23 protein-coding genes are annotated in these 23,348 nt (G+C 71.0%); 9 read left to right on the top strand and 14 right to left on the bottom strand.

Annotated elements, in window-relative coordinates; translation table 11 throughout:
* Positions 1-318: 318 nt before the first annotated feature.
* From ACIQBL_RS47385 to ACIQBL_RS47365, 5 genes are read right to left on the bottom strand one after another with little or no spacing between them, the layout of a single operon-like run.
* On the bottom strand, positions 319-1,002 hold the full coding sequence (locus ACIQBL_RS47385; RefSeq protein WP_401955110.1) for a pyridoxal 5'-phosphate synthase: 684 nt from the start codon (positions 1,000-1,002) through the stop codon (positions 319-321).
* A gap of 10 nt (positions 1,003-1,012) precedes the next feature.
* Positions 1,013-1,894, bottom strand: coding sequence for a GNAT family N-acetyltransferase (locus tag ACIQBL_RS47380; protein ID WP_401955108.1), 882 nt, complete (start codon positions 1,892-1,894; stop codon positions 1,013-1,015).
* Positions 1,891-2,490 (bottom strand): GNAT family N-acetyltransferase, encoded by a 600-nt coding sequence (locus ACIQBL_RS47375; protein WP_401955106.1) that lies wholly within the window; start codon positions 2,488-2,490, stop codon positions 1,891-1,893. The genes ACIQBL_RS47380 and ACIQBL_RS47375 overlap by 4 nt, the downstream gene beginning before the upstream one ends.
* A gap of 12 nt (positions 2,491-2,502) precedes the next feature.
* On the bottom strand, positions 2,503-2,931 hold the full coding sequence (locus ACIQBL_RS47370; protein ID WP_401955104.1) for a Zn-ribbon domain-containing OB-fold protein: 429 nt from the start codon (positions 2,929-2,931) through the stop codon (positions 2,503-2,505).
* Complete coding sequence (locus ACIQBL_RS47365; protein ID WP_401955102.1) at positions 2,931-3,380, bottom strand: DoxX family protein; 450 nt, start codon at positions 3,378-3,380, stop codon at positions 2,931-2,933. Before ACIQBL_RS47365 ends, ACIQBL_RS47370 begins: the two co-directional genes overlap by 1 nt.
* A 232-nt stretch (positions 3,381-3,612) precedes the next feature.
* Here ACIQBL_RS47365 and ACIQBL_RS47360 point away from each other — a divergent pair, with 232 nt between their 5' ends.
* From ACIQBL_RS47360 to ACIQBL_RS47340, 5 genes are all read left to right on the top strand, one after another.
* Positions 3,613-5,205 (top strand): subtype B tannase, encoded by a 1,593-nt coding sequence (locus ACIQBL_RS47360; RefSeq protein WP_401955100.1) that lies wholly within the window; start codon positions 3,613-3,615, stop codon positions 5,203-5,205.
* A gap of 252 nt (positions 5,206-5,457) precedes the next feature.
* A complete protein-coding gene (locus ACIQBL_RS47355) occupies positions 5,458-6,651 on the top strand; it encodes a flavin-containing monooxygenase (protein WP_401955098.1) in 1,194 nt (397 codons plus the stop codon).
* Positions 6,652-6,797: 146 nt separating this feature from the next.
* Positions 6,798-9,023, top strand: coding sequence for an acetate--CoA ligase family protein (locus tag ACIQBL_RS47350; RefSeq protein ID WP_401955096.1), 2,226 nt, complete (start codon positions 6,798-6,800; stop codon positions 9,021-9,023).
* Positions 9,020-9,805 carry an enoyl-CoA hydratase/isomerase family protein gene (locus ACIQBL_RS47345; RefSeq protein ID WP_401955094.1) on the top strand — a complete coding sequence of 262 codons (786 nt, stop codon included), beginning with the start codon at positions 9,020-9,022 and terminating at the stop codon, positions 9,803-9,805. The genes ACIQBL_RS47350 and ACIQBL_RS47345 overlap by 4 nt, the downstream gene beginning before the upstream one ends.
* A 36-nt stretch (positions 9,806-9,841) precedes the next feature.
* Positions 9,842-11,329: an oxidoreductase gene (locus ACIQBL_RS47340; protein WP_401955092.1), complete on the top strand. Its 1,488-nt coding sequence runs from the start codon at positions 9,842-9,844 to the stop codon at positions 11,327-11,329.
* 10 nt (positions 11,330-11,339) lie between these two features.
* On the opposite strand, the gene ACIQBL_RS47335 is transcribed toward ACIQBL_RS47340, so the two are convergent.
* The gene (locus ACIQBL_RS47335; RefSeq protein WP_401955090.1) at positions 11,340-11,933 is read right to left on the bottom strand and encodes an HAD family acid phosphatase; all 594 of its coding nucleotides are present in this window, start codon (positions 11,931-11,933) and stop codon (positions 11,340-11,342) included.
* A 228-nt stretch (positions 11,934-12,161) separates the two neighbouring features.
* On the opposite strand from ACIQBL_RS47335, the gene ACIQBL_RS47330 reads away from it, so the two are divergent.
* Positions 12,162-12,770 (top strand): flavin reductase family protein, encoded by a 609-nt coding sequence (locus ACIQBL_RS47330; RefSeq protein WP_401955088.1) that lies wholly within the window; start codon positions 12,162-12,164, stop codon positions 12,768-12,770.
* Between the two features lie 124 nt (positions 12,771-12,894).
* Positions 12,895-13,431, top strand: coding sequence for a VOC family protein (locus tag ACIQBL_RS47325; protein WP_401955086.1), 537 nt, complete (start codon positions 12,895-12,897; stop codon positions 13,429-13,431).
* A gap of 22 nt (positions 13,432-13,453) precedes the next feature.
* On the opposite strand, the gene ACIQBL_RS47320 is transcribed toward ACIQBL_RS47325, so the two are convergent.
* From ACIQBL_RS47320 to ACIQBL_RS47310, 3 genes are all read right to left on the bottom strand, one after another.
* Positions 13,454-14,797 carry an MFS transporter gene (locus tag ACIQBL_RS47320; RefSeq protein ID WP_401955084.1) on the bottom strand — a complete coding sequence of 448 codons (1,344 nt, stop codon included), beginning with the start codon at positions 14,795-14,797 and terminating at the stop codon, positions 13,454-13,456.
* A gap of 72 nt (positions 14,798-14,869) precedes the next feature.
* On the bottom strand, positions 14,870-15,499 hold the full coding sequence (locus ACIQBL_RS47315; RefSeq protein ID WP_401955082.1) for a class I SAM-dependent methyltransferase: 630 nt from the start codon (positions 15,497-15,499) through the stop codon (positions 14,870-14,872).
* Positions 15,500-15,574: 75 nt separating this feature from the next.
* Positions 15,575-16,075, bottom strand: coding sequence for a glycine-rich domain-containing protein (locus ACIQBL_RS47310; protein WP_401955080.1), 501 nt, complete (start codon positions 16,073-16,075; stop codon positions 15,575-15,577).
* A 321-nt stretch (positions 16,076-16,396) separates the two neighbouring features.
* Here ACIQBL_RS47310 and ACIQBL_RS47305 point away from each other — a divergent pair, with 321 nt between their 5' ends.
* The gene (locus ACIQBL_RS47305) at positions 16,397-17,173 is read left to right on the top strand and encodes a helix-turn-helix domain-containing protein (RefSeq protein ID WP_401955078.1); all 777 of its coding nucleotides are present in this window, start codon (positions 16,397-16,399) and stop codon (positions 17,171-17,173) included.
* Between the two features lie 46 nt (positions 17,174-17,219).
* Positions 17,220-18,302, top strand: coding sequence for a GlxA family transcriptional regulator (locus ACIQBL_RS47300; protein ID WP_401955076.1), 1,083 nt, complete (start codon positions 17,220-17,222; stop codon positions 18,300-18,302).
* Here ACIQBL_RS47300 and ACIQBL_RS47295 read toward each other — a convergent pair.
* From ACIQBL_RS47295 to ACIQBL_RS47275, 5 genes are all read right to left on the bottom strand, one after another.
* Positions 18,275-18,580 (bottom strand): hypothetical protein, encoded by a 306-nt coding sequence (locus ACIQBL_RS47295; protein ID WP_401955074.1) that lies wholly within the window; start codon positions 18,578-18,580, stop codon positions 18,275-18,277. The genes ACIQBL_RS47300 and ACIQBL_RS47295 overlap by 28 nt on opposite strands.
* A gap of 36 nt (positions 18,581-18,616) precedes the next feature.
* The gene (locus ACIQBL_RS47290; RefSeq protein WP_401955072.1) at positions 18,617-19,915 is read right to left on the bottom strand and encodes an MFS transporter; all 1,299 of its coding nucleotides are present in this window, start codon (positions 19,913-19,915) and stop codon (positions 18,617-18,619) included.
* Positions 19,916-20,012: 97 nt separating this feature from the next.
* The gene (locus ACIQBL_RS47285; protein WP_401955070.1) at positions 20,013-21,062 is read right to left on the bottom strand and encodes a Zn-dependent alcohol dehydrogenase; all 1,050 of its coding nucleotides are present in this window, start codon (positions 21,060-21,062) and stop codon (positions 20,013-20,015) included.
* Positions 21,062-22,216, bottom strand: coding sequence for an acyl-CoA dehydrogenase family protein (locus ACIQBL_RS47280; RefSeq protein ID WP_401955068.1), 1,155 nt, complete (start codon positions 22,214-22,216; stop codon positions 21,062-21,064). The genes ACIQBL_RS47285 and ACIQBL_RS47280 overlap by 1 nt, the downstream gene beginning before the upstream one ends.
* Positions 22,217-22,350: 134 nt before the next feature.
* The gene (locus ACIQBL_RS47275; protein WP_401955066.1) at positions 22,351-23,262 is read right to left on the bottom strand and encodes an SDR family NAD(P)-dependent oxidoreductase; all 912 of its coding nucleotides are present in this window, start codon (positions 23,260-23,262) and stop codon (positions 22,351-22,353) included.
* Positions 23,263-23,348: the final 86 nt, after the last annotated feature.

Raw genomic sequence — 23,348 nt, 5'->3', positions numbered from 1 at the left:
ACAGCGTGGGCGGCATCACCCCCTCCGTCAGTCCCCACCGGGGGTTGGCCGCTGAGCCTGCCCGGCGTGCTGGCGAGACGCGGGCGCGCTCCCGCAACCCCGGCCCGCAGCACAGCCCACCCCACGGGATACCTGCCTGGCCACCCATCCCTCCGGGCCGCCCGCTCGCTTCTCCACCGGGCTGGAGCGGCCCGAGTCAAGGGTGGAGCGCAGCGGAATCGGCGTAGCCGACGCGACCGCAGGGAGCGCCCTTTACTCGGGACGCGGAAGCCCGACACTGACAAAGAAGCGGGCGGCCCAACGACCACCTCCAACGACTCAGGGCCACAACAACACCTTCGACCAGCCTCCCCACCCCTCCCGGACATACCTCAGGCGCACGTGTCGTCGTAGCGCGTCTCCCTGGAAGAACTCGATCTCGTCGGGGAGTACGCGGTAGAGGGTCCAGGTCGGGGCCGGGGTCTGTGGATGTTGTTGGGCCAGTTCCCAGGCTGATTCAGAGGTCTGTTTCAGCTCGGCCAGGGACGGGAGGGGTTCGCTCTGGTGGCCGGTCAGTGCTGCCGCGAGGGCGCCGGTGGAGCGGGCGTGCAGGTCGGACTGGGATTCGGTCGGGGGTGCGGGGGCGACCGGGCCTCGTAGGCGGATCTGGCGGGCCAGGCGGGGCCAGTAGAAGGTGAGGGCGGCGTAGGGGACGGCCTTCAGCTGGTCGCCCTTGCGGCTTGTGGCGTGGGTCGCGAAGGACCAGCCCTGTTCGTCCGCGCCGTGGAGCATCACGATTCGTGCGTCCGGGAGGCCCTCGTCGTCCCTTGTCGCGAGGGACATCACGTGCGGCTCGGTCTCCCCCGCCGTCACCGCCTCCGCGAACCAGGTGGTGAAGAGGGGCAGGGGGGTGTCCGGTGCCGTCGCCGGGTCGAACGCCCGTAGTTCGGTCGTCTCCGGGGCCCATACCCGTAGTGACTTCAGCAGTTCGTGAAGATCCGTTGGATCCGGTGCCGTTCCCATGGGGCGAGTATCACCGCAGTCCGGTGGCGTGTCCGAAGTCGTAGCCCGCGAAGTCGGCCACCGGGCGGTATCCGATCCGCTGGTACAGGGCGTTGCTCGTCGGGTTGGCCAGGTCCGTGAACAGCAGTACCTCCTCCGCGCCCGCCTCCCGCGCGGCCCGGCTGACCTCCGCCGTGACGGCGCCGGCGTAGCCGCGGGCTCTGAGGTCCGCGGGGGTGTAGACGGGGGCGACGCGGATCTGGCCCGCCACCTTCGCCGTGACGCCGGCCATGGACACCGGTGTGCCGTCCGGGGTTTCCCAGAGTGTGACCCCGCCGTACGCGATCCGTGCGTCGGCCCACTCGCCGGGGGCGCGTATGGCGCCGCCGCCCCCGCCGACGGCCTCGGCGAACTCGGCGTACCAGCGCATGAGTTGTTCGCGGTCCGTTGCCACCGCGACTCTCGGGCGGCCCGGCGGGACGGGTTCCGGGATCGTCAACTCGCCCAGCCGGTAGAGGCGTTGGCGCTCGTGGAGTTCGGGTGCGGCTCCTGTCTGCCGCTTCCATGCCTCCGCGAAGGTCGACGCCGTGTCCCGTTCGGCCTTGACGCCCGGCAAGTCGTCGCCGCGGTCGGCCAGTTGGGCCGCGAGCGCGGTGGCCTCCGGTGCGGTGAGAGCGGTCAGTACGAGGCGGCCGGGGGGCGTGCGGAAGAAGGCGGCCCTGACGGCGCCGTGCCGTTCCAGTGCGCCGAACACCGGGGTCCCCTCGCCGTACAGGTGTGTTCCGCGTCTGCGCAGCGCGTCCGTCACCGTGAGCGGGACCGTGTGCAGGGCGGGGTGGGCGCGTAGGAAGTCCCCGGCGTGGAGGAGGAATTGGTTCACGTTCTCGGTGATGTGCCAGTCGCCGGCGGTCATGCCTTCACCTCCGGGTCCGTGGCGAGGCGTCCGTGCAGGTGTACGTCGCGGAACGCGTCGCGTTGGCCGGCCTCGAACATCGCCCCGCGCAGGGTCCCCTCGGCCGGGAAGCCGCAGCGTTCGGCGATGTGGCAGGAGGCGTGGTGGCCGAGGGCGTGGCCGAGTTCGAGGCGGTGCAGGCCGAGGTCGGTGAGGGCCCAGTGGGCGGCGAGGGTGAGGGCGCGGGTGGCGACGTGGTGGCCGCGGGCCTCGGGGAGGGTCCAGTAGCCGACGCGGGCGACGCGGATGACGTGGTCGATGTCGTTGACGCCGATGTGCCCGAGGGTCGTACCGCCGGCCGCGTCGGTGACGCAGAACGAGGCGCTGATGCCGTCCTCCGCGTTCTCGGCGCGGGAGCGGAGCGAGTTGCGGGCGCTGGTGAGGTCCGTGATCGGCCGTAGCGGGGTGTTCCAGCGCTGGAACTCGGGGTCGGCCACTCCGCGCAGCCAGTTCGCCACGTCGCTGTCGGCGTCGGCGTCCCAGGGGCGCAGGCGCAGTCCGTGACCGTTCAGCTCGGGGAAGGGGTGCTGGAGAGACCGCTCGCGTATGTGGGCCATCGCGCCATTGAATCAAGCACCCTGCACTCCGGATACGTCATTTTCCCTCGGTCTGAACACCGGTATCCCGTCCCGGAACGTCACCTCCACCGGCATTCCGGCCCGCGGTTCCGCCGACTCGGACTCCACCAGCTCCGTCATCATCCGCGGGCCCTCGGCGAGATCGACGACCGCCGCGACGTAGGGCACCCGCTGCCCGAAGGGCGGCAGGTCGTTGCGGTGGACGACGGACCAGGTGTAGAGCGTGGCGTGGCCGCTCGCGTTCTCCCAGGTGACGGCCTCGCTCCAGCAGTGGGGGCAGAACTCGCGGGGGTAGTGGTGGGCCCGGCCGCAGTCCGCGCAGCGCCGGAGCAGGAGTCGGCCCCGCGCGGCGGCCTCCCAGTAGGGGCGGGTGAAGGTGTCGGCCTCGGGGAGGTCGTGGCGCGGGGGGCCGTCGGGCATCAGAACCACCCCAGCGCGGCGTCCACCGACCACACCTGCCAGGACATCGCGAACAGCGCCACCACCGAGATGAGCGCCATCATCGCGTTCTGCCCCTGCTCCGCCCAGTCGTGGATCATGAGCGTGAAGTAGAGGACGTTGAGGAGCAGGCCCCCGACGAGGGCGGCCGGGGTGAGGAATCCCGCGACCAGGCCGAGGCCGACCGCCAACTCGGCGTAGACGACGACGTACGCCATCGTGCGCGGGCGCGGCGCAACCATCACGTCGAAGCCCGAACGGACCGCCGTCCAGCGGTGTTTGGCGGCGACGTCGGCCGCCCAGGCGATGCCCGTGCCGCGTTCGAACCAGGCCTTCTTGTCCTTGTGCCGCCAGCTCTCCAGCCACCACAGCCCGAGTCCTATGCGCAGCACGGCGAGCCAGTCGGCTCCGCTGAGCCAGATCGCATCCATGAATCTGACGGTACGTCAGAACCTGAGGAATGCCGAGAGGGGGTCATGAAATTCCTGTGCACGAAGGCTGCCGCTGTGGGTCCCCCATGAATGCCGCGCATATTGTTGACGATTTTGTTCGCCACCGCTTACGTTCGCAAGCGCAAGGCCAGAGAGCGGTCAGGACGACGCGGACAGGAAGACGAGAGGCAGCACGGTGAAGCACAGGGCAGTGAAGCGCAGGACGGTAGTCATGGGCATCGGCGCGACCGCCGGTGTCGCCGCGGTCGGCGGTATCGCGCTCGACGCGAACGCCTCCGACGGCTCGAAGTCCTCCTCGGGCGCCCTGGCCTTCGACCCGGACGCCTACACGAAGCTGACGAAGACCATCACGGACACCGCCGGCGACGAGCACACGGTCGTCTACCACTTCTGGAAGGCGATCACGTACGTCGCCAAGCCGGTGGACGCCACCTACCAGTCGCTGATCGTCAGCTCCCCGGTGGAGATCGACGGCAAGGCGGTCGACGCGAGCCACGCGCCGATCCTGCTCGCCAACTCCATCGGCGGCTACATGCCCTCCTCCGTGGCGACCGCCACCGAGGTCGGCGGCGGCGGTTCGGCGATGGGCGGCGGCGCGGCCCCGAGCGGTGCCCCGAGCGCCTCGGCCTCCGCCTCCGCGAGCTCCTCCGCCCCCGGCGCCAACGGCAACACCAACGCCACCGGCGGCGCCACCTCCAGCAACCAGCTCCTCGCCCTGGCCGCCGGCTACGTCGTCATCGAGCCCGGCGCCCGCGGCCGTACCCTCAAGAACGCCGACGGCGAGTACTACGGCACCGCCCCCGCCGCGATCGTCGACCTCAAGGCCGCCGTCCGGTACGTGAGGTCCAACAAGGGCCGTATCCCCGGCGACGTCGAGCGGATCGTCTCCGCCGGTACGAGCGCCGGTGGCGCGCTGTCCTCGCTGCTGGGCGCGTCCGGCGACAGCCCGATCTACGACAGGTACCTCAAGGAGATCGGCGCGGCCGACGCCTCCGACGCGATCTTCGCGACCGGCGCCTGGTGCCCGATCACGGACCTGGAGCACGCCGACGGCGCCTACGAGTGGAACTGGGGCGCCAACGACCTGAGCACCGGCAAGCCGGTGGACCAGACGGTGTCCAAGGCGCTGCGGGCGCAGTTCGCCGAGTACCAGGCCGGGCTGAAGCTGCGCGGCCTCGGCGGCTTCGGTCCGCTGAACGCGCGCAACCTCGACGCGTACATGGTCGAGCAGTACCTGGAGCCGTCGGCGACCACCTACCTCGCCGCCCTCTCGGACTCCGCCCGCGAGACCTATCTGAAGGCCAACACCTTCCTCACCTGGTCCGGCGGCAGGGCCACCTTCACCTGGGCCGGCTTCCTCACCCACGTCGGAGCCCGCAAGAAGGACACCCCGGCCTTCGACGCCTTCGACCTGTCGGCCGGCGAGAACAACGAGTTCGGCGCGGGCACGACCCTGGCCCGCCACTTCACGGCGTACGGCGCGCAGAACGACTCCACGGGACTCAGCGGCAAGCGCGTCGCGAGCGACATCCCCGAGAAGCTGAACCTGATGAACCCGATGTTCCACCTGGTGGAGAAGGCCAACCCGAACCGCTCCAGGCACTGGTGGATCCGCCTGGGCACCAAGGACTCCGACACCTCGCTGACGGTGTCCGCCAACCTCGCCGCCCGCCTCGACAACCTGGGCGACGACGTGAACCACCTCTACTACTGGGACGAGGGCCACGGCGCCAACACCGACCCGGGCGACTTCATCACCTGGATCGCGAAGATCTCCGGTCACCGGGGTCCGAAGAAGAAGTAGCCCCCAAGGACGCGGTACCGGTTTCCCGTCATACGTTTCCGGTCGCCGCCGCACGACGCCGAGCCCCTCCGCGCACGCCGAGCCCCGCCGCGCACGCCGCGGGCTCGGCGTCGTGGCCTTCCCCACGGCCCTCACACACCAGAGGCCCTACGCCACCGGTCCCACCCGGTCCTCCACACCCGTGATCAATCCGCAACCAATTCCGGTCTTGACCGAGACCCATCAACGTGGGACGTGATTACGCTCGCGCTCATGGCCGACTCCACAGCGTCCCCGACCCCCGCGGCGCAGAACCACGCAGACCGTCCCGTGTACGTCATCGGCGGCGGCCCCGGCGGACTCGCCGCCGCGTACGCGCTGCGCGCGCAGGGCATCCGTGCCGTCGTACTGGAGAAGTCGGACCGGGTCGGAGCGTCCTGGCGCGGGCACTACGACCGTCTGCACCTGCACACCACCCGGCGCCTGTCGGGCCTGCCCGGCCTCGCCATGCCGCGCCGTTTCGGCCGCTGGGTCTCGCGGGACGACGTGGTCCGCTATCTGGAGAAGTACGCCGAGGTCCACGAGCTGGAGATCGTCACCGGCGTCGAGGTCTCCCGTGTCGAGCGTGCGGCGGACGGCACCGGCTGGCTGCTGCACGCCACCGGCGGCCGTGAGCTGACCGGCCGCGCGGTGGTCGTCGCCACCGGCACCAACCACACGCCCCGGCTCCCCGACTGGCCCGGCCGCGACACCTACACCGGCGAACTCCTGCACGCCGCCGACTACCGCAACCCGCAGCCGTACGCGGGCCGCGACGTCCTGGTCGTCGGCGTCGGCAACACGGGCGCGGAGATCGCCGTCGACCTGGTGGAGGGCGGTGCGTCGCGCGTACGGCTCTCCGTGCGCACCGCCCCGCACATCGTGCGCCGCTCCACCGCGGGCTGGGCGGCCCAGTACACGGGCATCGTCGTACGACGGCTGCCGGTCCGTCTCGTCGACCGGCTCGCGGGGCCGATGGCCAAGCTCAGCGTGCCGGACCTGTCGGCGCAGGGGCTGGCCCGGCCCGACACCGGGCTGTACAGCCGGGTCAACGAGGGGTCGATCCCCGTGCAGGACGTCGGGCTCATCGACGCCGTGCGCAAGGGGCAGGTCGAGGTCGTGCCGGCCGTGGAGGGCTTCGAGGACGGCAAGGTGGTCCTCGCCGGCGGCGACCGCGTCGGACCCGACGCCGTGATCGCGGCCACCGGATACGTCCGTTCCCTGGAGGGCCTCGTGGGCCACCTCGGCGTACTGAACGCCCGCGGCAAGCCGGTCGTGCACGGCGCCCGCACCCCGAAGGACGCCCCCGGCCTGTACTTCACCGGGTTCACCAACCCCATCAGCGGCATGTTCCGCGAGATGGCGATCGACGCGGAGAAGATCGCGAAGGCGGTCGCCAAGTCCGTCCGCAGGGACCGGGTGGCGTAGGAATACTCAGCCGGCCCATGCCGTAGGCCGAGGCATCTGCGTTCTTTTGCGTGCACGACAGTTCCTGACGGACTGTCAGTTCAGTAATCTGACACTGCGTCAGTTAATTGTGCTGTCACGACTGTCACACAGGAGCGGGCGGACCGATGCTTGGATCAACCCACGGCACCCTCACCACCGACTCCCGCCGGGCCCGGGTCATCGCCTGCGGTGAGCAACCCGGCCCCGCCGTCCACGGCCGGCCCGCCGACGTCGACGACCTCGATGTCAGCGGGCGGCCGTTGTACGCCGGCGTACCCGACCTGGACCGTTTCTTCCGCCCCGAGTCGGTCGCCGTGATCGGCGCCTCGGACGCGGAGGGCCGCCCCAACACGGGCATCACCCGCCAACTCATGGCCTGGGCAGGCCGGGTGGGGGCCCGCCTGCACCCGGTGCACCCCACCCGTACGACGGTCTTCGGCGTCCCCTGCTTCCCCTCCGTCCCCGATCTCCCCGAACAGGTCGACCTGGCCGTGGTGCTGGTGGCCGACCCGCTCCCGGTGATCGAGCAACTCGCCGAGGCGAAGGTGAAGTTCGCGGTCGCCTTCGCGTCCGGCTTCGCGGAGACGGGCGAGGAGGGCGCGCTGGCGCAGGAGCGGCTGGCAGCCGCCGTGGGCCGATCGGGCCTGCGTCTCCTCGGCCCGAACACCAACCTCAACGCCTTCGAGCACTTCCGCGAGGACCTCGAAGGACCCGCGATCGCCCTCATCACCCAGTCCGGCCACCAGGGCCGCCCGGTCTTCGCCCTCCAGCAGCTCGGCATCCGCCTCTCCCACTGGGCCCCCACCGGCAACGAAGCCGACCTGGAGACCGCCGACTTCATCTCCTACTTCGCCGAACGCCCCGAAGTCGGCGCCATCGCCTGCTACGTCGAGGGCCTCAAGGACGGCCGCTCCTTCCTCCTGGCCGCCGACCGCGCCGCCCGCCGCAAGGTCCCCGTCGTGGCGGTCAAGGTCGGCCGCACCGAGACCGGCGCCCGCACGGCCGCCTCCCACACCGGCAAACTGACCGGCGCGGACACGGTGGTGGACGCGGCGATGCGCCAGTACGGCGTGATCCGCGTCGACGGCCTCGACGAACTCCAGGACACGGCGACGCTGTTGGCGCGGGCGAAGCCTCCCGTGGCCGAGGGCGTGGTCGTGTACTCGATCTCCGGCGGCACGGGCGCGCACTTCGCCGACCTGGCGAGCGAGGCGGGACTGCGGCTGCCGCAGCTGTCGTCGGCGAAACAGGCCGAACTGCACGAGTGGATACCGCCGTACCTGAGCGTGGCGAACCCGGTGGACAACGGCGGTCACCCGGTGGGCGACTGGCGCGGCCGGAAGATCATCGACGCGATCCTCGACGACCCGGAGGTGGGGGTACTGGTCTGCCCCGTCACCGGCCCGTTCCCGCCGCTGAGCGACAGGCTCGTGGCGGACCTGGTGGCGGCGGCCGAACGCACGGACAAGCTGGTGTGCGTGGTGTGGGGCTCACCGGTGGGCACGGAACCGGCGTACCGCGAGGCGCTGTTGGGCTCGTCGCGGGTGGCGACGTTCCGCACGGTGGGCAACTGCATCACCGCGCTGCGCGCCTACTTCTCCCACCACCGCTTCGTCCGCGCCTACCACTCCCCCTTCGACGAGGCCCCCCGCGCCGTCTCCCCCTCCTTCCGCAAGGCCGAGGCCCTGATGCGCCCGGGCCAGCAACTCAGCGAGCACGCGGCGAAACAGCTCCTGCGCGCCTACGGCATCCGGGTCCCCCGCGAGCAGTTGGTGACCAGCGCGGCGGCGGCCGTACGGGCGGCGGGCCTGGTGGGCTACCCGGTGGTGATGAAGGCGTCGGGTGCGCGGATCGCGCACAAGACCGAGCTGGGCCTGGTGAAGGTGGGCCTGACGTCGGCGAGCCAAGTCCGGGACGCCTACCGCGAGTTGACGGACATCGCCCGCTACGAGGACGTGACCCTGGACGGTGTCCTCGTCTGCCAGATGGTCGAGCGGGGCGTCGAGATGGTGGTCGGCGTCACCCAGGACGACCTGTTCGGGCCGACCGTGACGGTGGGGCTGGGCGGGGTGCTGGTCGAGGTGCTGCGGGACGCGGCGGTACGGGTGCCGCCGTTCGGCGAGGACGACGCCCGGGACATGCTGGACGAGCTGCGCGGACGGCCGTTGCTCGACGGGGTACGGGGACGCCCGCCGGCGGACCTGGACGCGCTGGTGGAGGTGATCCTGCGTGTCCAGCGCATGGCCCTCGAACTGGGCGACGTGCTCTCGGAGTTGGACATCAACCCGCTGATGGTGCTGCCCCGGGGACAGGGCGCGGTGGCGCTGGACGCGCTGGCGGTGTGCCGATGACGGAGGTCACGCACACGATCGCGGGCCAGGTCGCCTACCTCACCCTCAACCGCCCCGAGACCCTGAACGCCCTCACCCCGGACCAACGGGACCGCCTGATCGCCCTGTTGGGCGAGGCGTCGGCCGACCCCGGCGTACGGGCGGTGGTCCTCACCGGCACCGGACGCGGCTTCTGCGCGGGCGCGGACCTGCGGGGATCCACGGCTTCCGGGGAGCGGGTCGCCGGAGACGTGGCCCGCGTGATCCGCGAGGGCGCGCAACGCCTGGTCTCCGCCGTCCTGGACTGCGAGAAACCGGTGATCGCGGCGGTGAACGGCACGGCGGCCGGCCTCGGCGCCCATCTGGCCCTGGCCTGCGACCTCGTACTGGCCGCGGAGTCGGCGAGGTTCATCGAGGTGTTCGTACGACGGGGCCTGGTCCCGGACGGCGGCGGCGCGTATCTCCTGCCCCGGCTGGTCGGCCCGCAGCGCGCGAAGGAGCTGATGTTCTTCGGCGACGCGGTGAGCGCGGCGGACGCGGAACGGCTCGGACTCGTCAACCGGGTCGTCCCGGACGGGGAGTTGGAGAAGACGGCCCGGGAATGGGCGGAACGCCTCGCCACCGGCCCGACCCGGGCCCTCGCCCTCACCAAGCAGTTGGTGAACGCCTCGCTGGACGGCGACCGGGCGACCGCGTTCGCGGCGGAGGCGGCGGCACAGGAGATCAACATGACGACGGAGGACGCGCGGGAGGGGGTGGCGAGCTTCGTGGAGCGCAGGAGCCCCGGGTACCGGGGGCGCTGACGGGCTCTCCCGGCCCGCACTCTCTACGCTGTGTCGATGCTGCCGTACGAGGAAATGACCCCGCCCGAGCGGGAGTTGTGGGACGCCTTCCCCGAAGGCCGCCGGGTGGACCTGCGGGTGGGCGCGCCGAGCGGGGACGATCCGGCCCAAGGGGCGGACTGGGGGCCGGAGCGCACGCTTCGGGCGGCCGTCGTGACGGCTCTGGCGCGGGGGGCGAACGCGGCACCGCCGGGAGCGGTCAGCGCGCTGCGGGTGGCCGGCGCGCGGATCACGGGTCGACTCGACCTCGCCGACGCGGACATCGGGCACATGCTGTGGTTCGAGGACTGCTGGTTCGAGGAGGCGCCGAGCCTCTACGGAGCCGCCACGCGCACGATCGGGATCATCGGCTGCCAAGTGCCCGGCATCGACGCGAGGTTGGCCTCCATGGAGGGCACCCTCGACCTGGAGCGGTCGGTCCTCCACGGCAGGCTCTCGCTCATGCGGGCGCGTATCGCGGGCGAACTGCAGCTGGGCGGGGCGACGTTGTCCGCCCCGAACGGCTGGGCGCTGTTCGCCGGTGGCCTGGTCATGGAGGGCGGGGTCTTCTGCCGCAGGGGCTTCACCGCACACGGCGGGATACGGCTGCTCGGGGCACACCTGCCCGGCGGCCTGTTCATGGAGGGAGCCCGGCTGGACAACCCCGACGGCCCGGCGCTCCTCGCGGACAACGCCGTGGCGCAGACCCTCGTCTTCTCCGACGGCTTCACCGCGCAGGGGGCCGTACGTCTGCGCGGTGCGCAGGTGTCGGACCAACTCACCTTCGACGGCGCCCACTTGAACGGCGAGGAGGTGGCCCTGGACTGTTCGCGGATGCAGGCGGCGGACCTCCACTTCACCCCCGCCGCACCGCCCGCCGGCGCGGTGGACCTGCGAGGGGCCCACGTCTCGGTCCTGCACGACGGCGAGAACAGCTGGCCGGGCGTCGTACGGCTCCAGGGGTTCGACTACGCCTCCCTCCAGTCCGAGGACGGTGCGCGACCGCACGACGTCACGCGCCGCGTCGAGTGGATCCGGCGCGAGCCCGGCTACGCCCCGCAGCCCTACGAGCAGTTGGCGAGCTGGTACCGGCAGGTCGGCCATGAGGACGACGCCCGCAAGGTCCTCCTGGCCAAGCAGCGCCACCGCCGCGGCACCCTGCGGCCGGCCGGCCGGGTGTGGGGGCAGCTGCTCGACGGCCTGGTCGGCTACGGCTACCGCCCCTGGCTGGCCGGAGTGTGGATCGTGGCCCTGGCCGTCCTCGGCACGGTCGTCTTCGGCGGCCGGACCCCGATCCGCGTCCAGGCCGGCCAGGGCCCGCCGTTCAACGCCCTCGTCTACACCCTCGACCTGCTGATCCCCATCGGCGGCCTGGGCCAGCGCACCGCCTGGTACTGGGCGGAGGGAAGCCCCGCGCAATGGCTCTCCTACGGCCTGATCGCGGCGGGCTGGCTGCTGACGACCGCCGTGGTCGCGGGCGTGACCCGGTCACTGAACAAGAGCTGAGATCTTCCGGTCAGTCCAACAGGCCGTCGTAGTCGGGCAGTTTGTACGTCGTGTCGGCGTAACCGCCCGACAGGTCGGTCGTGTTGTTGCCGATGTTGGCGATGATGTCGTAGCCGTTCGCTTCGATCGCCTTGCGCTGCGAGGTCTTGAAGTCGGCGACGCTCTCGCTCGCTATCTGGCTGAGCGTGCGGGTGTAGAGGCCGTCGACGGTGTAACCGACGTGCTTCAGGTTGTAGCTGGTCGCCAGGTCGATCAGGTTGGTGCGGGCGCTGACGAAGAAGACGCTGACGCCCTTGGCGTGCGCGTCCTCGGCCAGGGTGAGTACCGGTGCGGTGGCCGGGGTGGGGTAGCCGCCCTCGAAGTAGGTCTCCAGCGAGGTGTTGTCGATGTCGAGGACGATCGCCTGCTTGGCGCCCGAGGTGTTGGCGGCGGCACGGGAGTCGATGTAGGTCTGCGCGGGGCCGGTGACGGCGGCGACGTCGGTCAGCCACTGGGACTCGGTCACGGTCGAGTCGGCGGCCTGCGCGGGCAGGGCGGAGGCGAGCGCCAGGGCCAGGCCGGCCACGGCGGCCACGGCGCCGCCGCGTGCGGTGGGACGGTTCATCGTGTGGGTGCTCCTCAGGTCACGGCAGCCATCGGTGGGGTACCGGCGGCAGTCGTTCCGCAACGCTGCTCGGGGCGGGTGTGCTGCAGGTGACACCGAGAGGTCCGTGCGGCGACACAACTCCCATGTTCTGACCGGGAGTCTGTGAATCCGCCGTCAGGACCCGTGCTGTCCCGCTGTCCGCGCCCCTTCCTATCTGATGGCCCGTCAGCTTCAATGGGTGGTGTGATGGGACAAGCAGGAGCGGCAGCCGCCGCCGTCCGCTACCTCAGGTCTTCCGGAAGCGCTCCGGCCGCGCAGCCTGTCGAGGCGCTGCCGCGGCCGGAGCTCCGGTGCGTCGGGGACGACGAGCGGGCGCCGCTCGACCAGGGTGCATTCCGGCGCGTACTGGGCTCGTTCGCGACCGGCGTGACCGTGATCACCGCCCCGGCGGCGGACGGCGGGTCCGGCCCCGCCGGTTTCGCCTGCCAGTCCTTCTCCTCCCTCTCCCTCGACCCGCCCCTCGTCGCGTTCATGGTCGGCCGCACCTCCACGACCTGGCCGCGCATCGCCCGCGCCGGTGTCTTCTGCGTCAACGTCCTCGGCGCCCACCAGGGCGAGTTGTGCCGCGGCTTCGCGATCAGCGGCACGGACAAGTTCGCGGGCGTACCGTACGACGCGTCCCCGGCCTCCGGCTCTCCCCGGCTCACCGGCGCCGCCGCCTGGATCGACTGCACGATCCACGCGGTGCACACCGGGGGCGACCATCTGATCGTGGTGGGGCGGGTGGACGCGCTCGGGACGCCGGACGACGGCGGCGGGGCGCCGCTACTGTTCCACCGGGGCCGGTTCCTCTGACCGCCGGCAGGACAGAACGCCGGTAGCACAGAGCGTCGGCGGGACAGCCCGCCAGTAGGACAGAACCTGACCTACCCCGCCCCTATCGTCGCCCCGACACCCGGCAGCGACGAAGGGAACCCCCATGCCCCACCAGCAGACCACCCCCGCGCCCGAGGGCTACACCACGGTCGCGCCCTGGGTCGTCACCGACGACACCGGAGCCTTTCTCGACTTCGTCGCCGCGGCGTTCGGCGGGGAGGAGCTCGGGCGGGTGGTGACCGAGGGCGGGGCGGTCGGGCACGGCGAGATCCGGGTCGGGGACACGGTCGTGCTGGCCTTCGACCGGGCCGCGGACTGGCCCGTCCTGCCGAGCCTGCTCCGCGTGTTCGTGCCCGACGCGGACGAGGCGTTCTCACGGGCCGTCGCCGCCGGCGCCCGTGTCGTCACGCCCCTGGCGAACCAGGCCTTCGGACAGCGCGGAGGGCGGGTCAGGGACCCCTTCGGGAACATCTGGTGGGTGGTCGCCCACGTGGAGGACGTCCCCGAGGACGAGATGTGGAGGCGGCTGCGGCAACCCGAGTACGCCGAGGCCATGCGCGTCGCCCAGGAGACGTTCGACGCCGAACTCGGGGGCCGGGGTCACGGGCGCAGCAGCGCCCCGGTGCGGACGACCGGCTGACGGCCCCGGGGGCGGGCCCCTCTCACGCGGCCACTGGCATCACCACCGCTGGAGGCACCGCGCCCCGCCGCCGGATCACCAACGCCATCAGCGCCGCCACCGCGCACAACGCCCCCGACACGTACCAGACCATGTCGTACGACCCGAACGCGTCCCGGGCGACCCCGCCCAGGAAGGCGACCAGGGCCGCGCCGACCTGGTGGGAGGCGAGGACCCAGCCGAAGACGATGGCGCTGTCCTCGCCGTACTGCTCGCGGCACAGGGCCAGGGTGGGCGGGACGGTGGCGACCCAGTCGAGGCCGTAGAAGACGATGAAGAAGAGCATCGGCGGGTGGACCGTGGGGGCCAGCAGCATGGGGAGGAAGAGGAGGGAGATGCCGCGCAGGGCGTAGTAGACGGCGAGCAGGCGGCGGGGTTCGAAGCGGTCGGTGAACCAGCCGGAGGCCACCGTGCCGACGACGTCGAAGACACCGATCACCGCGAGCAGCGAGGCCGCCGCCGTGATGGGCATGCCGTGGTCGTGGGCGGCGGGCACGAAGTGGGTCTGGATCAGACCGTTCGTGGAGGCGCCGCAGATCGCGAAGGTGCCGGCCAGCAGCCAGAACGGGCCGGTGCGCACCGCCTTGAAGAGCACGGCGACCGTACGGCGGGCCGCGCCCGGCACCGGTTCGGGCTTCGGTACGAACTCGGTCGAGCCGTACGGCTTCACGCCCACGTCGGCCGGGTGGTCGCGCAGCAGCAGCCACACGAAGGGGACGACCGCGAGGGCCGCGAGGGACACCGTGACGGCGGCCGGGCGCCAGCTGTGCTTCTCGACTATCCACGACAGCAGCGGCAGGAAGATCAGCTGGCCGGACGCCGAGGCCGCCGTGAGGATGCCGGTGACCAGGCCCTTCCGCGCGGTGAACCAGCGGTTGGTGACCGTCGCCGCGAACGCGAGAGCCATCGAACCGCTCCCCAGACCCACCAACAGGCCCCAGCAGAGCAGCAGTTGCCAGGGCGCCGTCATCCACACCGTCAGGCCGGACCCGAGCGCGATCACGGTCAGCGCGACCGCCACGACACGCCGGATGCCGAAGCGGTCCATGAGCGCCGCCGCGAAGGGGGCCGTCAGCCCGTACAGCGCGAGGTTGATGGAAGCCGCCGCCCCGATCGTGCCGCGCGACCAGCCGAACTCCTGGTGCAGCGGATCGATCAGCAGCCCGGGCAGCGAACGGAAGGCCGCCGCGCCGATGATCGTCACGAAGGTGACGGCGGCGACGAACCAGGCGCGGTGCAGGGACATGTCACGGCTCCGCCACGGGCGCCGCCGTCGGGCGGGCCGAGGCCCGCTCAGGGCGGTGGCGGCTTCGGTTGTCTGGGTCACGACATACAGCTTCCGGCCTCAGCCCTCCCCCATCTACTGGCCCGAAGGACAGTATTCGCTAGTATCGGGCCATCACCAACGGGCGGCGCGGACAAGCATCGTGCCCACGGCACTGCCCTCCGGCGGGTCGATCAGAGAAACGCGCACGTCAGAGAAGCCGTGCCCCGTCAGGATGCGATCCCACTCGTCCGGGGTGCGGTCATGCCGAAGCCCGACTTTGGTGGGCTTGAGCCCTTCGCTGCCGGGAGGCAGGTGCGAGAAGGCCAGAGTGCCGCCCGGCGCCGTACGCGAGCGGACCAATGGGAGCAGGGTGTCCGGATCGATGAACCACACGGCACCGAAGATCGAGAGCACGACATCGAACGTCTCGGCCGTTTCATTCAGGAACGCCGTCGCCTCCGCCGTACGGAACTCAAGGCCCGGCAGATCACCCCAGCGCTCCCGCGCGACCGGCTCGCGGGCGGGGGCAACGTCCACTCCGAGACCTGTGGCGCCCAGGGCCACCAGATGGGCCAGATTACTCCCGCTCCCCGAACCGAGTTCCAGTACACGGCGTCCAGCCACAGGACCCAGAACGCTCTCGTCCGGCCCGTGGTCGGCGTACTGCGTCCAGTTCAGCCACGTCGTCTCGCCCCTGGCGTTCACTGTCCTGCGTGGCCTGCTCCCGACCGCGTACCTGTCCCAGGGCTCAGCCAATGACATGCGGTGATCCTTTCCAGCAAGAGGGGCCCACCCCAAACGTACGGCGGCAAGCCCCAACTCACTTGCCGCGCACTGCTACTTGGGCGAGTCGTGGTAGCCGGCGTGGCACTGGTTACAGTCGGCCGCGTCCGCCATGCCCCACAGGTCCGGGGCGATCTCGAATCCGGCCGCCTTGATGGCCTTGATCGTCCGTTCCAGGACGAGCGGGCCGCCGGTCTCGGGGTCGTGCCCGTCCCGTGTTGCCCTGTCGTCGCTGACGCGCTGGACCCTGGCCGTCATTCCGGGAAGCTCCGGAACGTGGTGGATGTACCGGCCGAAGTGCCGGTTAGTGAAGTGGTGGTAGGGGATCGAGTCGAGCATGAACGAATGCCACGCCTCGTCCACTTGCCCGGACGGGCCCATGAGAAGATCCGGATTCTCACCACACGTGACCAGGTAGGCGATGGCCTGTCCGAACTTGGCCTCTGCCAGTTCGCGCGTGTTCTCCGGGTTGCGGAGGAGGAGGGCCACCTCCCGCTCCCACACGTCCGAGGTGACGTACGCCTTCGGGTCGCGGATCACTACTGCCGTACTCATGCTCGCTTGCCTCCACGTAGTTGGGGTTCCGTGGTGCTCCGGTTGCGCCGGCCACCCGCGCACCGGGAACACAGGCACGGCGGCATGAGGCCGGTTGCGAGAGGTTCCCCGCCCTCACCCTCGTACAGGGTTCGTGATGTGGTCCGAGTGCCGTCGGCCTTCACCGTGTAAGCGCTGATGCGGATGGACATGCCGACCATGTTCCGGATCGGGCGTGGCCATCGCGGCGACGTTCGAGGCGTCCCTCGGGCGTTGCGTCGACGTCACCTCCAGGGCGTCAAACCGGTGTCATTGGAGGCGGGACGTGGCTACCCTCGGATCATGACGACTACGGCAGAGCGTGGGCGAATCCCCAACGACGTGCTGGCCTCCGTACGCAAGTCGATGAACCTGAGCCAAGACGAGTTCGCCCAGGGTCTGCGCGGTGCGGGAGAAGAACTGGGGGAACCGAACGACGCCTCCAAGCGACTCGTGCAACGCTGGGAGTCCGGGGAGACCAGGACGTGCCGCCCGCTGTACGCACGGGCACTGAAGCGGTTCACCGGTCGCACCCCTGAGTCGCTGGGTTTCGCGATCCCGATGGCACGCGTCCACTCGGACAAGGCAGGAGGCCACGACATGGAGGCTGGCGAAGTCGGCACGGCCGACGACGTCATCACGGGCCCGGAGTCAGACCCGCAGAGCGAGTACGCGGGTATCTGGCTGTCCCGGTACGAGTTCTACTCGTCCAGCCGTGACGAGACGTTCGACTGCAAGCATCACGTCGTGATCGTCCAGCACGGCAATCGGCTGACAGCCCAGAGCCTGCCCGGAGCGTCGACCAACCCGGACAGCCCGTTGTCTCTGGATCTCACCGTTGACCGGAACGTCGTCACCGGTACGTGGACCGAGCAGACAGCGGCCAACGGGTACTACCAGGGCGCCCGCTACCACGGTGCCGTTCAGTTGCTCACGGAGCCGACAGGCCGACGCATGACAGGCAAGTGGGTCGGGTTCGGCAAAGACTTCGACGTGAACACGGGTCCGTGGGAGCTGCGCCTACTCGACCGATCGACAGGCCGCGCGAGCATCGAGCGGTACTCGACCACACCGCAGTGAGGAGTTCACCCCTGGCCCGAAGGGCAGTATTCGATAGTATCGGGCCATGGCCACAGCCACCGCCACCGACCGTTTCCGCCCGCACCGCGTCGTCGTGCTCGCCCTCGACGGCCTCCTCCCCTTCGAGCTGGGCATCCCGCACCGCATCTTCGGCCGCCCCAGGGACCCCGAGACCGGTCGGCTCCTGTACGAGGTCGTCACCTGCTCGATCCGCCCGCCCGGCCCGGTCGACACCGACGCCGACTTCGCCATCCAGGTCCCGAACGGCCCGGAGGCGCTGGCCACCGCCGACACGGTGATCGTCCCGGCGTCGTACGAACTCGGCCCGGTCTTCGAGGAGGGCGTCCTCACCCCGGAACTGGCGGACGCCCTCGCCCGCATCCGCCCGGGCACCCGCCTCGCCTCCATCTGCACCGGCGTCTACGTCCTCGCCGCCGCCGGTCTCCTCGACGGCCGCCCGGCGACCACGCACTGGGCGGACGCCGACCGCTTCCAGCGGCTGTTCCCGCGGATCGAGGTCGACGCGGACGTCCTGTTCATCGACGACGGCGACGTGCTCACCTCGGCGGGTGTCGCGGCCGGCATCGACCTGTGCCTGCACATGGTGCGCCGGGACTTCGGCACAGCGGTCGCCAACGACGTGGCCCGCCGCACGGTCGTACCGCCCCATCGCGACGGCGGTCAGGCGCAGTACATCCACCGCCCGGTCCCGGACCCGCAGTTGGCGACCACGACCGCCGCCCGCGCCTGGGCGCTGGGCCGGCTCCACGAACCCATCCAGCTGCGGGACATGGCCGAGCAGGAGGCCATGTCCGTGCGCACCTTCACCCGCCGCTTCCGCGAGGAGGTCGGCGTCAGCCCCGGCCAGTGGCTCACCCAGCAGCGCGTCGAACGCGCCCGGCACCTCCTGGAGTCCACCGACCTCTCCATGGACCAGGTGGCCACAGACGCCGGCTTCGGCACGGCCCAGTCGATGCGCCAGCACCTCCAGACGGCACTCGGAGTCACCCCGACGACGTACCGCCGCACCTTCCGCACCGGCACGGGCACCGGCACCGGCACCGGCACCGGCACCGGCACCCAGGGCAGCGGGTCCCGGAGTTACGGCGGTGTCGGCACCGCGCCCTGAACCCGCACCCCGACCGTCTCTCCCCCCGTCTGTCGGCCCGCGCCGATCCCCTCGCCGCCCACCGCACCCGGCACCACGAACGAGCCGATCGCGGTGAGCGAGCCGTCCTTGCCGACCCGGAACTCGTCCACGATGCCCTTGGCGCCGGTCTGCACACAGAGGTACCGGCCGTCCGACGAGGCCGCCGCGTCCACCGTGCCGGCGTCGGTGGCCGTGTTGCCCAGCGCGGTCAACTCGCCCCGGGAGCCGACCCGGATCACCGGCGCAACCGCCGGCACCGCCAACTCCACGCCGGAGCACGCGACTCCGCAGATCTACGGGCGCCCCTCGGACTCACCCCGACCACGTATCGCCGCACCTCCCGCACCATCGGCGACCGGTCCGGCACCCACGCCCCCGACTGCTACGGCAACCCCGGCACGCCCCGTCGCACGGCCCGCCCGCCGCGTCTCACCCCACCAGCCGGTGACCACCAGCGCCACGGTCAGGCAGACCCCCGCCAGGATCGCCGTCGAGGGTGCCACCACCCGCAGCAGCGCCCCGGCCAGTGAACCCGTCGCCGCGTAACCCGCGCCCGCCGCCGCGTACATGACCGAGTAGCCAGCGGCCAGGGCGCTCGGCGGCAGCACCTCGCGCAGGGAGAGATTCCGGGTGAGCATCGCACCCGACTGGAGCGCGCCGCCCACGACGAGCGCGACCGCGATTCCCGCCGTGGTCGCGATCCCCGCCGTGGCCGGTATCAGTGCGGCCAGCGCCACACACGCCGAGGTTCCCGCCATCAGCACCACGCTGCGGGTGCGCAACAGTCCCGGCCAGTTCCGCAGGCCGTAGCCGAACGCGCCGAGCCCACCGCCGATCGCCATCCCGGCCAGCAGCGGGCCGGACCAGCCGACGGCGATGCCGCGCTGTTCGAGCAGGGCCGGCAGGACGAGTTCCGACAGGCCGAGCAGGGCGAGGCTGGCCGCGCCCGTGACGTACACCGGCCAGGCACCGACGAGCACCCGGAGCAGCGGAGCAGCGCCCCCTTCTCCCTCACCATCCACGCCCCACCTGCCCGGCAGCAGCCACAGCCCCGCGACCGACCACGCCATCAGACCGGCCGCGAGCAGCAGCGGAACGCGCGGCGCGACACCGAGCGCCAGCCCGGCCACCGCGGCCGGGGAGAGCGCCCACACGCCGGCCATGAGTATCGACTCGACGGACAACGCCTGCGCCACGGACCGTGCGGGCACCAACTCGGTGAGCAGGGTGCGCAGTCCACCGGTGGCGGCGGCCGGCGCGCCCCCGGCGACACACGCGAACCCGGCGAGCACGGCGGGATGCGCCCCCGGAAACACCCCGAGCCCCAGAAACCCGACCGCCCCGACCGCGAGCCCGACAGCCAGCTGGACCCGAGCCCGCTCCGGCCGCAACCGCATCCCGAGTACCGGCGCACCGCCGATCTCCCCGAGGACGAAGGCCGCCGCGAGTATCGCGCCCAGCGAGTAGCCGCCCGGCCGTTCGCGCACCAGGAAGACCAGGGCCAGCGGCGCCATGGCCACGGGCATACGGGCGCCGACGGCGGTACAGGCCCAGGTCAGGACCTGTCGGGAGACGACATCGCGGTAGGTCATGCCGAAACGCTACGGGCCGGGACTGACAGCGCCCACGGATTATCCGCGCCTGTGGACAACTCCCGGCATGCCACCGACAAAGCAGCCCGTAAATCGGTCAGAACGTCAGAACCCCCCGCGCGACCCGCCCCGCCTCCAGGTCCCCCACCGCCTTCTCGAAGTCCTCCACCGGGTACGTCCTGGTGACCAACTCGTCGAGCAGCAGCAGCCCTTGGCGGTAGAGCTGGGTGTACAGCGGGATGTCCCGCTGGGGTCGGGACGATCCGTACCGGCAGCCGAGGATCGACTTGTCCAGGAACATCGACGAGACGAGGAAGGACGCCTCCGCCGTCGCCGGTGCCGTGCCGAGCAGGATCGCCTGGCCGTGGCGGTCGAGGAGGTCGACGGCCTGCCGGACCAGTTCGACCCGCCCGACGCACTCGAAGGCGTGGTCCGCGCCCGTGGGCAGCAGATCCCGCACCCCTTCCGTGGACTTCAGGAAGTCGGTCGCGCCGAACTTCCGCGCCGCCTCCTCCTTCGCCGGGTTCGCGTCGACCGCGACGATCCGCGACGCCCCCGCGATCCGGGCCCCTTGGATGACGTTGAGCCCGATCCCCCCGGTCCCGATCACCACCACACTGTCCCCGCGATCGACCCTGGCCCGATTGAGCACGGCACCGACCCCCGTCAACACCCCGCACCCGATGAGCGCGGCGGACGGCATCGGGATGTCCTTCGGTATCCGCACGGCCTGCACGGCCTTCACCACGGTCCGTTCCGCGAAAGCCGAGTTGGAGGCGAACTGGTAGACCGGCTGCCCGCCCCGCGTGAACGGCTGCCCCGGCCGCCCGATGGCCTGCCGGCACATGGTCGGCCGCCCCCGGTCGCACTCGGCGCAGGTCCCGCAGTTGGCGAGCGTGGACAGGGCGACATGGTCCCCGGGCGCCACATGGGTGACGCCCACACCCACGGCCTCCACCACCCCGGCACCCTCATGCCCCAACACCACAGGAACGGGAAAAGGTATGGTCCCGTCCACCACGGACAGGTCGCTATGACACAACCCGGCCGCCGAGATGGCGACCAGCACCTCTCCCGCCCCCGGCTCCCGCACCTCCAAATCCCCCACGACCTGGATCTGCTTGCCGTCGAAGACCACACCGCGCATCAGACGACCCCCTTGGGTTCCCTGGGCAGACCGAGCACCCGCTCGGCGATGATCGTGCGCTGAACCTGGTCCGAGCCGCCGTAGATCGTGTCGGCCCGCGAAAAGAGGAACAGGTGCTGGAACAGGTCGAGTTCGTACGACACGGTCGGCGACCGGTCCACCGGCCCCACCGTCGCCGCGGCCCCCCGCACCAGCATCGCCAGCTCCCCGAGCCGCTGATGCCACCCGCCCCACAACAGCTTGGCCACGCTGGGCGCCCCCGCGTCCCCGGCCCGCCCGAGCGTCCGCAGGGCGTTCCACCGCATGGCCCGCAACTCGGCCCACTGCCGCACGAGTCGATCACGCACCACGGGATCGAGCACGGCCCCGGAAGCGACGGCGGCCTCCACAACCCGCCCCAACTCGCCCGCGAACCCGATCTGTTGGGCAAGGGTCGACACCCCCCGCTCGAACCCGAGCAGGCTCATCGCCACACCCCAGCCCCCGCCCTCACCCCCCACGAGATGCTCGGCGCGCGCACGTGCCCCATCGAAGAACACCTCGTTGAACTCGCTCGTCCCGGTCAACTGCCGTATGGGCCGCACCTCGACGCACCCCGGCTGATCCATGGGCACGAGCAGAAAACTCAGCCCCCGATGCCGCCGCGACCCCACCTCGGTCCGCGCCAGCACAAAACACCAGTCGGCCTCATGAGCGAGCGAGGTCCAGATCTTCTGCCCCGTGATCCGATACGCCCCCTCCCCCGCATCCCACACGGCAGCGGTCCGCACCCCGGCGAGATCCGACCCGGCCCCCGGCTCGCTGTACCCCTGACACCAGAGTTCGTCCCCGGCAGCAATAGCGGGCAGGAAACGGGACTTCTGCTCGTCGGTACCGTGCGCGATGAGAGTGGGGGCGAGCAGATTCTCCCCGATATGCCCGGACCGTGGCGGAGCAGCCGACCGCGCGTACTCCTCGGCCCAGGCGACCTGTTGGGTAAGACTGCCGGTCCGATTTCCATAACTCGGCTCCGGCCAACCGAGCCCTATCCACCCGGCTTTACCGAGCACCCGTTCCCAACTACGCCGATCCTGGCCGGACTCGGCATGCTCCGACAGCCAGGCCCTCACATCTGCCCGAAACACTTCATCCTCGGCAGCGAATCCAAAATCCACAGGGGGTTCCCTTCCAACACCGGCCAGGTCGACCTACCCAGGGGCGCGGGACTGTATCAATTTGCGGCTCCGCCGCGTGGGCGCGACCAGCCACAACGCACCCGCACCCGCCATACAACCGCACCCCCACCCCACTAGGCGTTAGGCCGCTCCCCACTCCGCGCAGCCCTCTCCATCTCCTGCAACCGAGAAAGCATCGGCATCGGATCCACCCCGACCGACCCCGGCAAGAACTCCGCGATCTTTTCAGCCGTCCACCCGCCGGAGGCATACGCCGTCCGCAACTCCCGAGGCTGAGCCCACACCGCGATCTTCGGCCCGGCAACGGTATAAACCTGCCCGGTAATCCCCTGCTCCCGAGCCGAATCCGACAGCAGATACACCACCAGCGCCGCGACATCCTCCGCCGACCCGATCTCCGCCAACTCCATGGGGACATTGGCCGACATCCGCGTACGAGCGACAGGCGCCACCGCATTGGCGGTAACCCCGTACTTGTTCAAACCGAGCGCAGCGCTCCGCACGAGCGAGATGATCCCCCCCTTCGCCGCACTGTAATTCGCCTGGGAAACCGACCCTTGATGGTTCCCGCTGGTGAACCCGATCAAGGTCCCGGCCCGCTGTTTCCGCATCACCGCCGAGGCCGCCCGGAAAACGGTGAACGTCCCCTTCAAATGGGTGGCGAGAACGGGATCCCACTCCTCCTCGGACATGTTGAAGAGCATCCGCTCCCGAAGAATCCCGGCAACGCACACCACACCGTCAATCCGCCCGTACGAAGACAGCGCCACATCGACAACCCGCTGCCCGCCAGCCATGGTTGAGATGTCATCGGCGACGGCGACGGCCTCCCCGCCCGCCGCCTCGATCTCCTTGACCACGCCCTCGGCGATCTCACTCGTCGGCGACGCGCCGTCCATCGAGACGCCGTAGTCGTTGACGACGACCCGCGCCCCCTCGGCCGCCGCCGCGAGCGCGACCGCACGACCGATGCCCCGGCCCGCGCCCGTGACGGCGACGACCTTGCCTGCCAAGAAGTTCCCCATGCCCGGCCCCTCCCGCAGTTTCTGACGGTCCGTTAGATTCGACTCAGATTCTACGACCCGTCAGATGCCTGGAGACAAGCCCCGGG

The organism is Streptomyces sp. NPDC088350, from assembly GCF_044753545.1.
Taxonomy (GTDB): domain Bacteria; phylum Actinomycetota; class Actinomycetes; order Streptomycetales; family Streptomycetaceae; genus Streptomyces.
The sequence above is the reverse complement of the archived record's forward strand: the minus strand, read 5'-3'. Positions and strand labels throughout refer to the sequence as shown.

Excerpts from the sequence above, each read along its gene's own strand:
- ACIQBL_RS47385 (WP_401955110.1), bottom strand. The coding sequence starts at position 1,002 with ATGGGAACGGCACCGGATCCAACGGATCTTCACGAACTGCTGAAGTCA.
- ACIQBL_RS47380 (WP_401955108.1), bottom strand. The coding sequence starts at position 1,894 with ATGACCGCCGGCGACTGGCACATCACCGAGAACGTGAACCAATTCCTC.
- ACIQBL_RS47375 (WP_401955106.1), bottom strand. The coding sequence starts at position 2,490 with ATGGCCCACATACGCGAGCGGTCTCTCCAGCACCCCTTCCCCGAGCTG.
- ACIQBL_RS47370 (WP_401955104.1), bottom strand. The coding sequence starts at position 2,931 with ATGCCCGACGGCCCCCCGCGCCACGACCTCCCCGAGGCCGACACCTTC.
- ACIQBL_RS47365 (WP_401955102.1), bottom strand. The coding sequence starts at position 3,380 with ATGGATGCGATCTGGCTCAGCGGAGCCGACTGGCTCGCCGTGCTGCGC.
- ACIQBL_RS47360 (WP_401955100.1), top strand. The coding sequence starts at position 3,613 with ATGGGCATCGGCGCGACCGCCGGTGTCGCCGCGGTCGGCGGTATCGCG.
- ACIQBL_RS47355 (WP_401955098.1), top strand. The coding sequence starts at position 5,458 with ATGGCCGACTCCACAGCGTCCCCGACCCCCGCGGCGCAGAACCACGCA.
- ACIQBL_RS47350 (WP_401955096.1), top strand. The coding sequence starts at position 6,798 with ATGCTTGGATCAACCCACGGCACCCTCACCACCGACTCCCGCCGGGCC.
- ACIQBL_RS47345 (WP_401955094.1), top strand. The coding sequence starts at position 9,020 with ATGACGGAGGTCACGCACACGATCGCGGGCCAGGTCGCCTACCTCACC.
- ACIQBL_RS47340 (WP_401955092.1), top strand. The coding sequence starts at position 9,842 with ATGCTGCCGTACGAGGAAATGACCCCGCCCGAGCGGGAGTTGTGGGAC.
- ACIQBL_RS47335 (WP_401955090.1), bottom strand. The coding sequence starts at position 11,933 with ATGAACCGTCCCACCGCACGCGGCGGCGCCGTGGCCGCCGTGGCCGGC.
- ACIQBL_RS47330 (WP_401955088.1), top strand. The coding sequence starts at position 12,162 with ATGGGACAAGCAGGAGCGGCAGCCGCCGCCGTCCGCTACCTCAGGTCT.
- ACIQBL_RS47325 (WP_401955086.1), top strand. The coding sequence starts at position 12,895 with ATGCCCCACCAGCAGACCACCCCCGCGCCCGAGGGCTACACCACGGTC.
- ACIQBL_RS47315 (WP_401955082.1), bottom strand. The coding sequence starts at position 15,499 with ATGTCATTGGCTGAGCCCTGGGACAGGTACGCGGTCGGGAGCAGGCCA.
- ACIQBL_RS47310 (WP_401955080.1), bottom strand. The coding sequence starts at position 16,075 with ATGAGTACGGCAGTAGTGATCCGCGACCCGAAGGCGTACGTCACCTCG.
- ACIQBL_RS47305 (WP_401955078.1), top strand. The coding sequence starts at position 16,397 with ATGACGACTACGGCAGAGCGTGGGCGAATCCCCAACGACGTGCTGGCC.
- ACIQBL_RS47300 (WP_401955076.1), top strand. The coding sequence starts at position 17,220 with ATGGCCACAGCCACCGCCACCGACCGTTTCCGCCCGCACCGCGTCGTC.
- ACIQBL_RS47290 (WP_401955072.1), bottom strand. The coding sequence starts at position 19,915 with ATGACCTACCGCGATGTCGTCTCCCGACAGGTCCTGACCTGGGCCTGT.
- ACIQBL_RS47285 (WP_401955070.1), bottom strand. The coding sequence starts at position 21,062 with ATGCGCGGTGTGGTCTTCGACGGCAAGCAGATCCAGGTCGTGGGGGAT.
- ACIQBL_RS47275 (WP_401955066.1), bottom strand. The coding sequence starts at position 23,262 with ATGGGGAACTTCTTGGCAGGCAAGGTCGTCGCCGTCACGGGCGCGGGC.